The sequence below is a fragment of the Phaeobacter sp. QD34_24 genome (genome assembly GCF_028890115.1).
GTDB lineage: Bacteria > Pseudomonadota > Alphaproteobacteria > Rhodobacterales > Rhodobacteraceae > Phycobacter.
Window position 1 is genome coordinate 20,225 of sequence record NZ_JARCJD010000012.1, and the last position, 13,489, is coordinate 33,713.

The 13,489-nt window shown below is 64.2% G+C and carries 13 protein-coding genes and 1 riboswitch; of the genes, 7 read left to right on the forward strand and 6 right to left on the reverse strand.

Annotated elements, in window-relative coordinates; translation table 11 throughout:
• Positions 1-189 precede the first annotated feature (189 nt).
• Genes bioA through bioB form a run of 4 tightly spaced genes read right to left on the reverse strand, consistent with a single transcriptional unit; the run spans position 190 to position 4,267 of the window.
• On the reverse strand, positions 190-1,488 hold the full coding sequence (bioA, locus tag PXK07_RS11170; protein ID WP_274848338.1) for an adenosylmethionine--8-amino-7-oxononanoate transaminase: 1,299 nt from the start codon (positions 1,486-1,488) through the stop codon (positions 190-192).
• Positions 1,489-2,118, reverse strand: a complete 630-nt coding sequence (bioD, locus tag PXK07_RS11175) for a dethiobiotin synthase (protein WP_274848340.1) — start codon at positions 2,116-2,118, stop codon at positions 1,489-1,491.
• Positions 2,115-3,278 carry an 8-amino-7-oxononanoate synthase gene (locus PXK07_RS11180; RefSeq protein WP_274848341.1) on the reverse strand — a complete coding sequence of 388 codons (1,164 nt, stop codon included), beginning with the start codon at positions 3,276-3,278 and terminating at the stop codon, positions 2,115-2,117. The genes bioD and PXK07_RS11180 overlap by 4 nt, the downstream gene beginning before the upstream one ends.
• Entirely contained in the window at positions 3,275-4,267 is a 993-nt protein-coding gene (gene bioB / locus PXK07_RS11185) for a biotin synthase BioB (protein ID WP_274848342.1), read from the reverse strand. Before bioB ends, PXK07_RS11180 begins: the two co-directional genes overlap by 4 nt.
• 218 nt (positions 4,268-4,485) lie before the next feature.
• Positions 4,486-4,614, forward strand: a riboswitch (TPP riboswitch).
• Positions 4,615-4,735: 121 nt separating this feature from the next.
• On the opposite strand from bioB, the gene thiC reads away from it, so the two are divergent.
• The 7 genes from thiC to thiD are packed head-to-tail and all read left to right on the forward strand — an operon-like array spanning position 4,736 to position 10,777.
• Positions 4,736-6,556 carry a phosphomethylpyrimidine synthase ThiC gene (gene thiC, locus PXK07_RS11190; protein WP_274848343.1) on the forward strand — a complete coding sequence of 607 codons (1,821 nt, stop codon included), beginning with the start codon at positions 4,736-4,738 and terminating at the stop codon, positions 6,554-6,556.
• Positions 6,553-7,521: an FAD-dependent oxidoreductase gene (locus PXK07_RS11195; RefSeq protein ID WP_274848344.1), complete on the forward strand. Its 969-nt coding sequence runs from the start codon at positions 6,553-6,555 to the stop codon at positions 7,519-7,521. The genes thiC and PXK07_RS11195 overlap by 4 nt, the downstream gene beginning before the upstream one ends.
• Positions 7,490-7,687, forward strand: coding sequence for a sulfur carrier protein ThiS (thiS, locus tag PXK07_RS11200; RefSeq protein WP_274848345.1), 198 nt, complete (start codon positions 7,490-7,492; stop codon positions 7,685-7,687). The genes PXK07_RS11195 and thiS overlap by 32 nt, the downstream gene beginning before the upstream one ends.
• Positions 7,688-7,690: 3 nt before the next feature.
• On the forward strand, positions 7,691-8,458 hold the full coding sequence (locus PXK07_RS11205; RefSeq protein ID WP_274848346.1) for a thiazole synthase: 768 nt from the start codon (positions 7,691-7,693) through the stop codon (positions 8,456-8,458).
• A complete protein-coding gene (locus PXK07_RS11210) occupies positions 8,458-9,051 on the forward strand; it encodes a thiamine phosphate synthase (RefSeq protein WP_274848347.1) in 594 nt (197 codons plus the stop codon). The genes PXK07_RS11205 and PXK07_RS11210 overlap by 1 nt, the downstream gene beginning before the upstream one ends.
• Positions 9,048-10,022 carry a ThiF family adenylyltransferase gene (locus PXK07_RS11215; RefSeq protein ID WP_446728374.1) on the forward strand — a complete coding sequence of 325 codons (975 nt, stop codon included), beginning with the start codon at positions 9,048-9,050 and terminating at the stop codon, positions 10,020-10,022. The genes PXK07_RS11210 and PXK07_RS11215 overlap by 4 nt, the downstream gene beginning before the upstream one ends.
• Positions 10,019-10,777: a bifunctional hydroxymethylpyrimidine kinase/phosphomethylpyrimidine kinase gene (gene thiD, locus PXK07_RS11220; protein WP_274848348.1), complete on the forward strand. Its 759-nt coding sequence runs from the start codon at positions 10,019-10,021 to the stop codon at positions 10,775-10,777. Before PXK07_RS11215 ends, thiD begins: the two co-directional genes overlap by 4 nt.
• A 12-nt stretch (positions 10,778-10,789) precedes the next feature.
• Here thiD and PXK07_RS18580 read toward each other — a convergent pair whose 3' ends face one another.
• Together PXK07_RS18580 and PXK07_RS11225 are read right to left on the reverse strand one after the other, a co-directional pair.
• Positions 10,790-11,647 (reverse strand): ATP-binding protein, encoded by an 858-nt coding sequence (locus tag PXK07_RS18580; protein ID WP_342455871.1) that lies wholly within the window; start codon positions 11,645-11,647, stop codon positions 10,790-10,792.
• Positions 11,644-13,338 carry a histidine kinase dimerization/phospho-acceptor domain-containing protein gene (locus tag PXK07_RS11225; RefSeq protein WP_342455870.1) on the reverse strand — a complete coding sequence of 565 codons (1,695 nt, stop codon included), beginning with the start codon at positions 13,336-13,338 and terminating at the stop codon, positions 11,644-11,646. Before PXK07_RS11225 ends, PXK07_RS18580 begins: the two co-directional genes overlap by 4 nt.
• Between the last annotated feature and the right edge of the window lie 151 nt (positions 13,339-13,489).

Below are 13,489 nucleotides of genomic sequence, written 5' to 3' on the forward strand. Positions count from 1 at the left end.
CGACCATTTGTCGAGCATTCGCGGCGATCGGAGGTAATTTTCCTGACTCTCCATTTAATTTTTTGGATGAAAACTCAAATTCACGGGCGCAAGTCCCCGCGCCAAGTCCGCAAAAGCTCAGCGTCAGGAAGAATCACCCGAAGGCGCACCTGGCGCAGTGACATCGCCGGATGAGCAAGCTCACCGCCGTCACAGGATCCCTGCAAGGCGGCGCATTGCACCGGTGATCTGGCTCAGCTCACCCTGCGTCACCACAAACGGTGGCATGGCATAGATATTGTGCCCGAAGGGACGCAGGAAGACGCCCATGTCCGGCGCCAGGGCATGGGCCTCATCCGCAGACACCCGTTGATCCAACTCGATCACCCCGATCGCCCCCAGAACCCGCACATCGCGCACCCCGGGCAGATCGCGTGCCGGGGCCAGTTCATCCCGCATCTGCGCTGCAATTGCCGCGATGCGCGCCTGCCAGTCCTGCCCGGTCAATAGATCAATGGCGGCGCAGGCCGCCGTGCAGGCCAGCGGGTTCGCCATATAGGTGGGGCCATGCATGAAGATGCCGGGATTGCCGCCGCCGATCCCTTCGGCCACGCGGTCATTGGTCAGCGTCGCCGCAAAGGAAATGTGCCCGCCGGTCAGCCCCTTGCCAAGGCAGAGGATATCGGGTTCCACGGTGGTGAAGCCGGTCGCAAACATTTCTCCGGTGCGGCCAAAGCCGGTGGCGATCTCGTCAAAGATCAAGAGGATGCCGAATTCATCACAGAGCGCCCGCGCCTGATTGAGGTATTCCGGGTGGTAGAAATACATGCCGCCGGTGCCCTGCACCACCGGCTCCAGGATGAAAGCGGCGATCCGGTCCTGTCCGGCCTCCAGCACACGGCGCAGTTCCGCCAGCCCGTTCAGGGCCGGATCCGCGACCCACGCCTGATCCAGGCGCACCGGCGGGCGGGAAACGAAATGCTGCACGCTCAGCGCGCCCTGGAACAGGTGATGCATGCCGGTATCGGGATCGCAGACGCTCATCGCCTTCCAGGTGTCCCCGTGATAGCCCGAGCGCACGGTGGCAAATTCGCTGCGCCCCGGATGGCCCAAGGCGTGCTGATATTGCACCGCCATCTTCATCGCCACCTCGACCGAGACCGAGCCGCTGTCGCAATAGAAAATCCGCTGCAGGCTGTCCGGGGTGATCTCCAGCAACCGCCGCCCCAGCTCCACCGCCGGATCATGGGTCAGACCGCCGAACATCACATGCGGCAGCCGGTCCAGCTGCGCCTTCATCGCGCCCGTGATCGCCGGATGGCGATGGCCGTGCATCATGCACCACCAGGAGGACATCGCATCGATCAGCCGGGTGCCGTTGTCCAGGGTGATATGCACGCCTTCGGCCTCTTTCACCAGGAAGGTCGAGCCGGGCCTGGTGACATTCGTGTAAGGATGCCAGAGGTGTTTCTGGTCAAAGGCAAGCGGGGTGAGAGCGGTTTCTGGCATTCAGATCAAGGCTTTGCGAATGGTATCTAGATCGATATGGGCCGCGCAGGCCGAACGCAGGGCATCCGGCGTCAGCGGAGCGATGACAGGCAGGCGGCCAAGGTGAACCACCTTGCCGAACTGGCAGATGGTTTCTTCCACCTGCGGCGCCGGATCGCCGCTGAAGATCACTCCCACAACGGGGCAGTTTCGCGCACGCAGCGCCTCCAGCGACAAAAGCGTGTGGTTGATCGTGCCAAGGCGGGTTGACGCACAAAGCACCACCGGCGCCTGCCAGCGCGCAAAGAGATCGACATAGAGCGCCCCGCGGTTCAGCGGCACCATCAGCCCCCCTGCCCCTTCGACCACCAGCGGCCCATAGACCTGCGGCAGGTCGAGCGCATCAAGGGCAATCTCCACGCCTTCGGCCTCGGCCGACAGATGCGGCGAGGCGGGAAGCTGCAGCCGATAGGCCTCGGGCAGGATGTGGCAGTTTGCCATCCCCGCGACAAAGGCGCTGTCGGTCTCTTCTTCCAGCCCCGACTGCACCGGCTTCCAGTAACTCGCGCCCAGCGCCTGCACCAGCGCAGCAGAGATCACCGTCTTGCCAATGCCGGTGTCGGTGCCGGTGACCACCAGCGCGCGGCTCATGCCTGTACCTCCAGCACCTGCGCCAGATCCTGGAACATCTCCGTGACCACCTCTTTTGGCGTGTTGAGGGTGACCGAGATCCGCAAGCGAGACGTGCCTACGGGCACCGTGGGCGGGCGGATGCCGCGAATGTCATAGCCACGTGCCTGCAACGCGGCGGCCACCTGCATCGTCTGCCCGTCCTCGCCAATGATCACCGGCAGGATCTGGCACTGAAGGCCTTCAATTCCGCAGAGCCGCGCCGCCTCGGCGTGGGCGTGGTGGATGCCATCCCAGGCGCGCTCCAGCCGGTCACTGCCGCTTTCCAGCAGCCCCAGCGCGGCCCGCACCAATGCGGCATTCAGCGGCGACGGGGCGGTTGCAAAGATGAAGTTACGCCCCTTGTTGATCAACATCTCGATCAGTACCTGTGGCGCGCAGATCAGGGCCCCAGAGGCCCCCAGCGCCTTGCCACAGGTATGCAGCGTGATGACGTTCGCGCGATGCGCAAACCCATGCGCCAGCCCGCGCCCCTGCGGGCCGAACAGACCGGTGGCATGGGCTTCATCCACCACCAGAACCCCGCCCACGCTATCGGCAAGCGCCATCAGCTCGGCAAGCGGCGCAAGGTCGCCATCCATGGAATAGACCGCCTCGACCGCGATCCAGACCTGACCGGTGCCGCCCTTGCTGCGCCAGTCCGTGACGCGCTGCGCCGCGTCCGCCGCATCGTTATGGGCAAAGCTCTGCACCTCGGCCCGGCCCAGCCGCATGCCATCGCGGGTGCTGGCATGAATCAGATCATCATAAAGCACCAGATCGCCCCGCTGCGGCAGGGTCGAGAAGATCGCCACATTGGCATTGAAGCCGCCACCCATGAACAGCGCCGCCTCGCTGCCGAAGAAGGCAGCAGCTTCGTCCTCCAGCAGATGGTGCTCGCTGTCATTGCCGCGCAAGAGGCGTGAACCGCCCGCACCTACTGGAACCCCGCGCTGCAAGGCTGCCATAGCGGCGGCGCGCATTTCGGGGCTGGCCGCAAGGCCCAGATAGTCGTTCGAGGAAAAATCATGCCCCGCGCGCGGGATCAGGCGGCGGTAGCGGTCCTGCTGCGCCAGACCGTCAAGCAGCGCCTGTTGGCGCGGAAACTGGGCCGTGAGCGGTTTGAGGGCCGCAGCGGTCATGCCTCTGCCTCGCCGATACGCCCCTCGCAATGGGCTGCCATGGCCTTGAGGCCCAGCCGGTCAAACAACTGCTGGTCCTTGTCCTCCTCAGGGTTGTCCGCCGTGAGCAGCGTCTCCCCCACGAAGATCGAATTGGCGCCCGCAAAGAAACACATGGCCTGCAGCTCGTCACTCATGTCGGTACGGCCCGCGGACAGGCGCACATGGCTGTTGGGCATCAGGATCCGCGCCAGCGCAATGGTGCGCACAAACTCGATGGGATCGAGTTTGGCCACATCGGCCAGCGGCGTGTCCGGGATCGGGATCAGCATGTTGACCGGCACCGAATCCGGGTGTTCGTCCAGGGTGGCCAGCGCCAGCAGCATGTCGATGCGGTCCATCTGTTCCTCGCCCATGCCGACGATACCGCCCGCGCAGACCTTCATTCCCGCCTCGCGCACGCGGCTCAGGGTCTCGATCCGGTCGGCAAAGGTGCGGGTGGTGATGATCTCGGAATAATAGCGTTCCGAGGTATCGATATTGTGGTTGTAATAATCCAGCCCTGCATCGCGCAGGCGGAAGACCTGATCTTCCTCCAGCATGCCAAGGGTCATGCAGGTCTCCATGCCAAGATCCTTCACGCCGTGGATCATCGCCTCAAGTGCTGCCATGTCGCGGTCCTTGGGGCTGCGCCAGGCGGCGCCCATGCAATAGCGCGTGGCGCCCGCATCCCGCGCCTTCTTCGCCTCGGCGATCACCCGCTCCACCTCGATCAGCTTGGCCGCCGAGAGTTTTGCACCATTGCGGGCGGACTGGCTGCAATAGGCGCAATCCTCGGGGCAGCCGCCGGTCTTGATGCTCAGCAGCTTGGATTTCTGCACCTGGTTGGGATCAAAGGCCTGCCGGTGCACCGAATGCGCCCGGAACAGCAGATCCATGAACGGCAGGTTGTAGATTTCCTCGGCCTCGGCACGTGTCCAGTCCGTTCTGATCGGCGCGGCATCCAGCATCGGCCCCTCCATTTCACGTTTTATCTATCATTGCGCAGCTAAATTTTGCGCTTCACTATTTTTATAGATAATTTGCCTTCAGGATAGCAAGGCCCAGAAACTGCGCCGGAAAAATATCAATTATAAACGCAATTTCAGCATGTTAGAGGGCCACACATGCCAGACCGCAGCAAGCGAAGAAACCCCCTTGACGTCCCCCGGGGCGCTCTTCTAGGTGTGAAAGCACGCAGGGGAGTCCCGCCAAGGGGACTGAGAGGCAGACAGGGCGGAGGCAACTCCAACCGGTGACGCGACCCTTTGAACCTGACCCAGTTGACACTGGCGTAGGAAGCTAGGATGCGCAGCCAACGGCCCCGTACAGGCCCAAAATGCGCAGTCTGAACCGAACGGTGGGTACATCCGTTCCGCGTTTCCCCGTCCAAACCTCATCTGGTGTCTTTTTTGAAGTTTGGCTTCGAGGAGCACCGCATGACCCATCAAGACCCAAAGATCGCGCCCAGCGTGACCACCGGCCCGCTGCCCGCATCGCAAAAGATCTACGTGCCGGGCGAGATCCACCAACAGATCCGCGTGCCGATGCGCGAGATCTCGACCCACCCCACGGCAGGCGAAGCTCCGCTGCCGGTCTATGACAGCTCCGGCCCCTACACAGATCCCGATCACACCACCGACATCCGCCAGGGACTGCCTACCCTGCGCCGCGACTGGATCCGCGCACGTGGGGACGTGGAGGACTACCAGGGCCGCGACATCAAGCCCGAGGACAACGGCTTTGCCCAAGGCGATCGGCTGACGCCAGAATTCCCACATCGCCCTGCCCCCCTGCGCGCCACGGGAAACAAGGCCGTCACGCAGCTCGCCTATGCCCGCGCGGGCCTGATCACGCCGGAAATGGAGTTCGTCGCCATCCGCGAAAACCAGCTGCGCGAAACCGCGCCCTGCCATCGCGATGGCAACGACTGGGGCGCCAATATCCCGGACTATGTGACTCCGGAATTCGTCCGCCAGGAAATCGCCGCAGGCCGTGCCATCATCCCCGCCAATATCAACCACCCCGAGCTGGAGCCGATGATCATCGGCCGCAATTTCCTGGTGAAGATCAACGCCAACATGGGCACCTCGGCCGTCACCTCCTCAATGGAGGAAGAGGTGGACAAGTTGGTCTGGGCGATCCGCTGGGGCGCCGATACGGTGATGGATCTGTCGACCGGGCGCAACATCCACAACACCCGCGAATGGATCATCCGCAACTCCCCCGTGCCCATCGGCACCGTTCCGATCTACCAGGCGCTGGAAAAGGTGAACGGCATTGCCGAGGACCTGACCTGGGAGGTGTTCCGCGACACGCTGATCGAACAGGCCGAACAGGGCGTGGACTATTTCACCATCCATGCAGGCGTACGTCTGCATATGGTTCCAATGACGGTCAATCGCGTCACAGGGATCGTCAGCCGGGGCGGCTCGATCATGGCGAAATGGTGCCTGCATCACCACAGGGAAAGCTTCCTCTATGAGCATTTCGAAGATATCTGCGACATCTGCCGCAGGTACGATGTGTCCTTCTCGCTTGGTGATGGGCTGCGCCCCGGATCGATTGCCGATGCCAATGATGAGGCGCAATTTGCCGAGCTGGAAACCCTGGGCGAGCTGACCCAGATCGCCTGGGCCAAGGACTGCCAGGTGATGATCGAAGGCCCGGGCCATGTGGCCATGCACAAGATCAAGGAGAACATGGACAAGCAGTTGGAGTGCTGCCACGAGGCGCCCTTTTACACGCTTGGCCCCCTCACCACCGATATCGCGCCGGGCTATGACCATATCACCTCCGGCATCGGGGCTGCCATGATCGGTTGGTTCGGTTGTGCCATGCTCTGCTACGTGACGCCGAAGGAACACCTGGGTCTTCCCGACCGTGACGACGTCAAAACCGGCGTCATCACCTACAAGATCGCCGCCCATGCCGCCGATCTGGCCAAGGGTCTGCCGGGGGCGCAAAGGCGCGATGATGCGCTGAGCCGAGCGCGCTTCGAATTCCGCTGGGAGGATCAGTTCAACCTCTCGCTCGATCCCGATACGGCGCGCGATTTCCACGACGCCACCCTGCCTAAACAAGCGCATAAGGTGGCGCATTTCTGTTCCATGTGCGGGCCGAAATTCTGCTCCATGCGGATCAGCCACGACATCCGTGCCGAGGCCCAGAAGGAAGGCATGGAGGCGATGGCGGCCAAGTTCCGCGAGGGCGGCGACCTTTATGTGCCGGTGAAGGACGCAGAGGACGCGGGCGCATGATCACCATCGCAGGTGCGGGCCTTGCCGGGCTGGCTTGCGCGCATGAGCTGGCCCGGCGCGGCGCAAGGGTAACCATCTATGAACGCAGCGCGCGCATCGGCGAGGGCAGTGTTTCGCGCTACGCAGGCGGGATGCTCGCCCCCTGGTGCGAGGGTGAAAGCACCGAAGCGCAAGTGATCACCCTCGGCAGCCGCGCCCTCGACTGGTGGGCCCAGATCACCCCGGTGGTCCGGCGCGGCACGCTGGTCTTGGCGCCTGCCCGCGACCGGGCCGAACTCACCCGTTTTGCCAAACGCACCGAAGCACATGAGGTGGTTGACGAGACGCAGATCGCAGCACTTGAGCCGGACCTCGCTGGCCGGTTCCGCACCGGTCTTCACTTTGCCCAGGAAGGCCATCTGGACCCGCGCAGGGCGCTGATCGACCTGGCCCGGCGGGTTGAGGAGATGGGCGTGACGATCCATCTGGACACAACCGCCCCAAAGCGGGTGACGCTCGACTGCACCGGCATGAACGCGCCCTTGCACGGCCTGCGCCCGGTGCGCGGGGAAATGGCGATCCTGCATGCGCCGGGGGTGGAGATACGCCGCACCCTGCGCCTGCTGCATCCGCGCATCCCCATCTACCTGGTACCGCGGGAGGGTCAGCACGTCATGCTGGGCGCCACCATGGTGGAAAGCAGCGCCACCTGCCCGCCCACTTTGCGCGCCCTCAGCGAGCTGATGAACGCCGCCTATGCCCTGCACCCGGGCCTGGCCGAGGCCTCGGTTGTCGAGCTAGGCGCAGGCCTGCGCCCCGCCTTTGCAAACAACCTGCCACAGCTGATCTGGCAAGACGGCACATTGTTCCTCAACGGGCTGTATCGCCACGGCTTTCTGCTGGCGCCGGCCATGGCCGCGCGCGCGGCAGAGATACTGATACCGGAGACTGAAGATGCAGATCATCGTGAACGCAGAACCGCGTGAGATCCGCGCGGAGACCCTGGATGCGGCGCTGCAGGAGCTGGGCCTCACCAGCCCTGCGATTGCAACGGCGCTGAACGGACAATTTGTTTCGCGTGCGAAACGCGTTGACACGACCTTATCCGATGGCGACCGGCTGGAAGTCCTCGCCCCGATGCAGGGAGGCTGAGAGATGGAACTCTATGGTGTTGAGCTGACCTCGCGGCTGTTGCTCGGAACCGCGCAATACCCCTCACCCCAGGTCTTGCTGGAGGCGATCCATCACAGCCGCTGCGAGGTGATTACCACCTCCCTGCGCCGCGAAAGCGCAGGCGGATCCGGGGCTGCCTTCTGGGACATGCTGCAGGACCTGTCTGTCCGGATCCTGCCCAATACCGCCGGCTGCCACACGGTACGTGATGCGGTGACCACCGCCCATATGGCGCGGGAGGTCTTTGGCACCCCCTGGATCAAGCTGGAAGTGATCGGCCACGGCGACACGCTGCAACCGGATGTCTTTGCCCTGGTGGAAGCCGCGCGGATCCTCAGCGCCGAAGGCTTCCAGGTCTTTCCCTATACGACCGAGGATCTGGTGGTCGGCGAGCGGCTGATCGAGGCGGGCTGCGAGGTGCTGATGCCCTGGGGCGCACCGATCGGATCGGGTCAGGGGTTGCTCCGCCGCGACGGGCTCAAGGCGATGCGGGCGCATTTTCCGAAGGTGCCGCTGATCGTCGATGCGGGCATCGGTCGCCCCTCGGATGCGGCAGAGGCAATGGAACTGGGCATGGACGGGGTCCTGATGAACACGGCCGTGGCCAAGGCGGGCGATCCCGTGGCCATGGCCCGCGCCATGGATCTGGCCCTGCGGGCCGGACGCGCCGGGTTCGAAGCCGAGCCAATGGAACGGCGTGACATGGGGGTGCCCTCCACCCCGGTTCTAGGTCTGGCGGAGTTGATGTGATGGAGCGGTTTTACCTGATCGTGGGCCATGTCGGCCGATTGGAGCTGCTGGTGCCGCAGGGGGTGAAACTGGTGCAGTTGCGCGTCAAGAACCAGCCCGAGGCCGAAGTGCGCCGCCAGATCGCCCGTGCGCGCGATCTCTGCGCGGTGCATGGCGCGCAGCTGGTGGTGAACGACCACTGGCAGGCGGCGCTGGATCTCAACTGCAGCTTCGTTCACCTCGGCCAGGAGGACATGGACACGGCGGATTTTGCCGCCCTGCGCCGCGCCGGGCTGCGTTATGGTCTTTCGACCCATGACGAGGGCGAGCTTGAGCGCGCCCTGTCCCATGACCCGGCCTATGTGGCCCTTGGGCCGGTCTATCCAACCCAGCTCAAACAGATGAAATGGCCGCCGCAGGGGCTGGAGCGGCTGCGGCGTTGGAAAGCTCTTGCCGGCAACACGCCCCTGGTGGCCATCGGCGGGCTTACGCCCGAACGCCTGCCCGGCGTCTTTGCCGCCGGGGCCGACAGCGCGGCGGTGGTGACGGATATCCAGCAGGCCGCCGACCCGGAGGCCCGCACCCGGGACTGGATCAGGGCCTGCGGCCGATGAACAGGATAGACCGATACGCGCGCCAGATCGCCCTGCCCGAGGTGGGCGCCAGCGGCCAGGCGAGGCTTGCAACGGCCCATGTTCTGATTGTTGGCGCCGGTGGGCTTGGCTGTCCGGCCTTGAGCTATCTGGCCGGGGCCGGTGTTGGGGAGATCACCCTGATGGACCCGGATGTTGTGGAGGAAAGCAACCTGCACCGCCAGCCGCTCTATCATATGGGCGACATCGGCCTGCCCAAGGTCGCGGCGGCCCGGCGCCACCTGCAAAAGGCTCATCCTGCCCTGAATCTGCATGCAATCGGCAGCGCGCTGACGCCAGAGAATGCCGCCGCCGCCATCGCCCGCGCCGATCTGGTGCTGGATGGCGCGGATACCATCGCGGCCTCCTACATCCTGTCGGATCACTGCCACGCGCAGGGCACACCGCTGATCACTGCCTCCGCCCTGGGGCAGAGGGGCTATGTGGGCGGGTTCTGCGACGGCGCGCCCTCCCTGCGGGCGCTGTTTCCCGATCCCCCCGACAGCGGCGCTACCTGCGCCAGCCTCGGCGTCATGGGGCCGCTGGTGGGGGCGATCGGCGCGCTGCAGGCGCAGATGGCGCTGAAGGTCTTGCTCGGCCATGCCCCCTCGCCTCTTGGCCAGGTAATCTCGCTGGACATGGCGGACCTCAGGCTGTCGGGCTTTCGCTTTGACGATGCGGAAGAACCTGCCGACGGATTTGCCTTTATCGCCCCCGACACCATCGACGACGGCGATTATGTCATCGATCTGCGCCCCCCGGAAGAAGCCGCCACAGCTGCGGCACCACAGGCCAGGCGCCTGCCGCTGCAGGCACTTGCGGCGGAAAACCTCCCGAAAGACCGGCGGATCGTCCTGTGCTGCCACTCGGGCCAAAGGGCCTGGCGGGCCGCGCGGCAGTTGCAGCAGCGTGGATATGACCATCTGGCCCTGCTGGCCGTGGCGGCGACATGACTGCGGCGCCACGCATCCTGGTGATTGCCGGAACCGATTCCAGCGGCGGCGCCGGGCTGACGCGCGACACCGCCACGGCCGCCGAGCTGGGCTGCCGCGTCGCCCCGGTGGTGACCGCTGTGACCGCACAGACCAGCGCAGCCCTGCGCAGCGCCTTGCCGCTGCCCGTCCCGATTATCGTCGAACAGATGCGCGCCAGCCTGGATGAGGCGCCGGTCGATGCCGTCAAGATCGGCATGCTCGGCACCGCAGAGGCCGCCCTGGCGATCGCGGCGCATCTGCCGCCACGGGTGCCGGTGGTGTTGGATCCCGTGCTCAAGAGCTCTTCCGGCGGTGACCTTGGAAACCGGCAGAGCCTGTCTCCCCTTTGGGGGCGGGTGAGCCTGCTGACCCCGAACCTGACCGAAAGCGCAGCGCTGGCGCAAAAGCCGGTCAGCGAGGACCCCGACGACCTGCAACGACAGGCCATCAGTTTGCTGGGCACCGCATCGCAACCGGGGCCCGCAGCCGTTCTGATCAAAGGCGGCCATGGCAGCGGACAGGAGTGCTTGGACTACCTGTTCCGCCCCGGCACCGTGGATGTTTTGCGCGCGCCACGGCAACCGCAGGGCGCCAGGGGGACCGGCTGCAGCCTGGCCACGGCGATTGCCTGCTTCCTGGCCCGGGGCCTGCCATTGCTGGCTGCCAGCGAAGAGGGGAAACACAGGCTGACGCAGTGGTTGACGAGACAGGAGACCAGCGCGCGCCCAAGCTAATCGCCATTGCGACTAGCCGATATTCGCCGGTTCCGGACGGTCTGCAAGACGCGCGGCCCGCAGAGTGGCGAGGGCCTCCAGGAGAACGGCCTTGCGGATCGGCTTTTGCAGGAAATGATCCATGCCGGCGTCAAGACAGGCCTTTCTGTGGCTATCAAAGGCATTCGCGGTCAGCGCCACGATCACCGGCTGCGGGCCTTCCAGCGCGCGGATCTCGCGGGTGGCCGCCGCGCCGTCGAGCTCCGGCATGGACATATCCATCAGCACGAAATCCGGCATTTCGGCCCGGCACAGCTCCACCGCTTCGCGACCGTTTTCCACCTCCTTGCAGTCCACAGGAAGCCCGGACAGGTATTTTCGCACCAGCAGCCGATTGGTGCGGTTGTCTTCGGCCAGGACGATGCGACTGCCGCGCAGAACCTCAAGATCCACTTGCGGCACGGCTTCCTCCTGCCGCTCGCCGAGCGGCGTCTGCTCTGGCTCCAGCTGCACTTCAAGGCGGAAACAGGCCCCCTGACCCTGCGTCTTGTCGCGGCAGAGGGTGATGTCGCCCCCCATTCTGTTGGCCAGGATCCTTGAAATGGTCAGGCCCAGCCCGGTGCCGCCAAAGGCGCGTGTCGTGGCAGCATCGGCCTGGGAAAACCTGTCGAAGATACGCTCTGCCTGACTTTCGGTGATCCCGATGCCGGTGTCCTCGACCTCAACCACCAGCCGGTTGGGGGTGACCGGCGAGATCTCGGCGCGCAGAATGACCTCGCCCTTGGCAGTGAATTTCACCGCATTGCCGACCAGATTGACCAGGATCTGACGCAGACGGGAATCATCCCCGTGCATGCGCTGAGGCATGGCCGGATCGAGTTCGACCTTCAACGCCAGGCCCTTGCTCTCGGCCTTGGGCGCAGAAGGTTGGCGGCGTGCACGATACAGCTGCGCAAGTCGAAATCCGTGGGCGTGATCTCAAGCTTGTCGGCCTCCAGGCGCGACAAGTCCAGAATGTCGTTGATGATCTTCAACAATCCGTTCGAGGAGTCCCGGATGGTGTCGACAAAGAGCCGTTCCTCCTGAGGCAGCTCTTTCTCGGCCAGCAGGTCCGCCATGCCAAGAATGCCGTTCATGGGGGTGCGGATTTCATGGCTCATATTGGCCAGGAATTCGGTCTTTGCCCGGTCGGCCTGCTCGGCGGCAAGCTTTGCCTCCATCAATTCACTGTTGCGCTGGGTCAAGGCCCGGTTGGCGCGGATCAGCTCCTCGCGCAGATGCACATCCCAGGATACATCCCAATCGACCCCGATCACGCGCTGCCGCCCGGCGAAATCGAAGTAGACACAGCCCAGGGCCCGAATGTACTTCTCCTCACCATTGTCGAGCAGAACCCGATACTCGGACTGGTAGTTCGCACCGTCCTGGGTGGCGCGCCAGAAGGTTTCGACAGCGGCCTGGCGATCATCCGGGTGCAGGCACTCCTTCCAGTCGGCAAAGGTCATCTTGCGATCCTTGCACTGCACCCCGTAGAGCTCCAGCATACGCCGGTCCCAGATCAGTTCACCGGTTTCCACCTCCATCTCCCAAATCCCGATCTTGGAGGTCTCCACCGCGATTTCCAGGCGCCGAGACAGGGTCTCCAACTCGCGCTCGCGGCGCTTGAGCTTCTCGATCGCCTGCCGACGCGCGGCGGACATCCGACTGGCCATGATGATCGGGATGAGCACCAGCGCACTGCCCAGCAGCAAGGACAAACGCAAGGCCCAGCGGTTGCCGGGTACAACACTCCACCCCCCCTTCGGACGCGCAGCCAACAACCAACGGCCCTCCGGCAGGGTGATATCCATCAGCACCGGATCGCCCGCCAGGACATCCGCGGAGCCAAAGAACAACTCTCCCTGCGCGCCCTGCCCGTCCTTGCCGATCAGCGCCACCTCAATACCAAGCCCCGGATCGTTCAGCCCGGCGGCCTCATAGACCCCCTGCTCGTCCATTACCGCGGACAAGATCCCCCAGAACTGCCGCTCCTCGCCGGTGCGGGTGAAAATCGGGAAGCGTGCGATGAAGGCACGCCCGCCCTGTACCAGGGTCAAAGGACCGGCCAGGACCATCTTGCCACTGTCCCTGACCTGATTGGCCGCCTTGTGCTGCGCCTCATTCTTGGTCAGGTCCAGACCCAGAGCCTCCTCGTTTCCCGCCAAGGGATGAATACGGGTAATCACCAGGTCCGGGGCGGCGGCCACATGGGTGATCTCGCCATGATCCCCGATAATATGTGTGCCAAGTTCGGAAAACCGCTGCTGCGACATGTCAGGCTCGGTGGACAAGACCCCGACCAACCCCCGCACCAATTGGATATCGGCGCTCAGAACGCCCTCGAGGCGGGAGCGGATCAGGCCGGCTTCATTCTGCACCTGCGCCCTTAGACCTTGTTGAAAGATGATGGAATTCTGGCGTTCGGCAAACACCCAAGCGCCGACCAGCACGGCCAGGGTGACCAGGATTGGCAGGTAGGTGCGGTTGAAGACACCGCGCAGAACACCACGCACATCGGCACGGCCATCGAGAACCACCACCATTTAAAGCCTCTTGAAATCGCCGGACACACCTAAACCGCTAGCTCGGACAGTATGCTAACAACTGGTTCAATAGCCCTTAACGACCAAAATATAAATATCGGGGTAGCCGCGCCGGGTCACGCACAACCAGGAAGTGCTCGATTCACCCCCT

Excerpts from the sequence above, each read along its gene's own strand:
- bioA (WP_274848338.1), bottom strand. The coding sequence starts at position 1,488 with ATGCCAGAAACCGCTCTCACCCCGCTTGCCTTTGACCAGAAACACCTC.
- bioD (WP_274848340.1), bottom strand. The coding sequence starts at position 2,118 with ATGAGCCGCGCGCTGGTGGTCACCGGCACCGACACCGGCATTGGCAAG.
- PXK07_RS11180 (WP_274848341.1), bottom strand. The coding sequence starts at position 3,278 with ATGACCGCTGCGGCCCTCAAACCGCTCACGGCCCAGTTTCCGCGCCAA.
- bioB (WP_274848342.1), bottom strand. The coding sequence starts at position 4,267 with ATGCTGGATGCCGCGCCGATCAGAACGGACTGGACACGTGCCGAGGCC.
- thiC (WP_274848343.1), top strand. The coding sequence starts at position 4,736 with ATGACCCATCAAGACCCAAAGATCGCGCCCAGCGTGACCACCGGCCCG.
- PXK07_RS11195 (WP_274848344.1), top strand. The coding sequence starts at position 6,553 with ATGATCACCATCGCAGGTGCGGGCCTTGCCGGGCTGGCTTGCGCGCAT.
- thiS (WP_274848345.1), top strand. The coding sequence starts at position 7,490 with ATGCAGATCATCGTGAACGCAGAACCGCGTGAGATCCGCGCGGAGACC.
- PXK07_RS11205 (WP_274848346.1), top strand. The coding sequence starts at position 7,691 with ATGGAACTCTATGGTGTTGAGCTGACCTCGCGGCTGTTGCTCGGAACC.
- PXK07_RS11210 (WP_274848347.1), top strand. The coding sequence starts at position 8,458 with ATGGAGCGGTTTTACCTGATCGTGGGCCATGTCGGCCGATTGGAGCTG.
- PXK07_RS11215 (WP_446728374.1), top strand. The coding sequence starts at position 9,048 with ATGAACAGGATAGACCGATACGCGCGCCAGATCGCCCTGCCCGAGGTG.
- thiD (WP_274848348.1), top strand. The coding sequence starts at position 10,019 with ATGACTGCGGCGCCACGCATCCTGGTGATTGCCGGAACCGATTCCAGC.
- PXK07_RS11225 (WP_342455870.1), bottom strand. The coding sequence starts at position 13,338 with ATGGTGGTGGTTCTCGATGGCCGTGCCGATGTGCGTGGTGTTCTGCGC.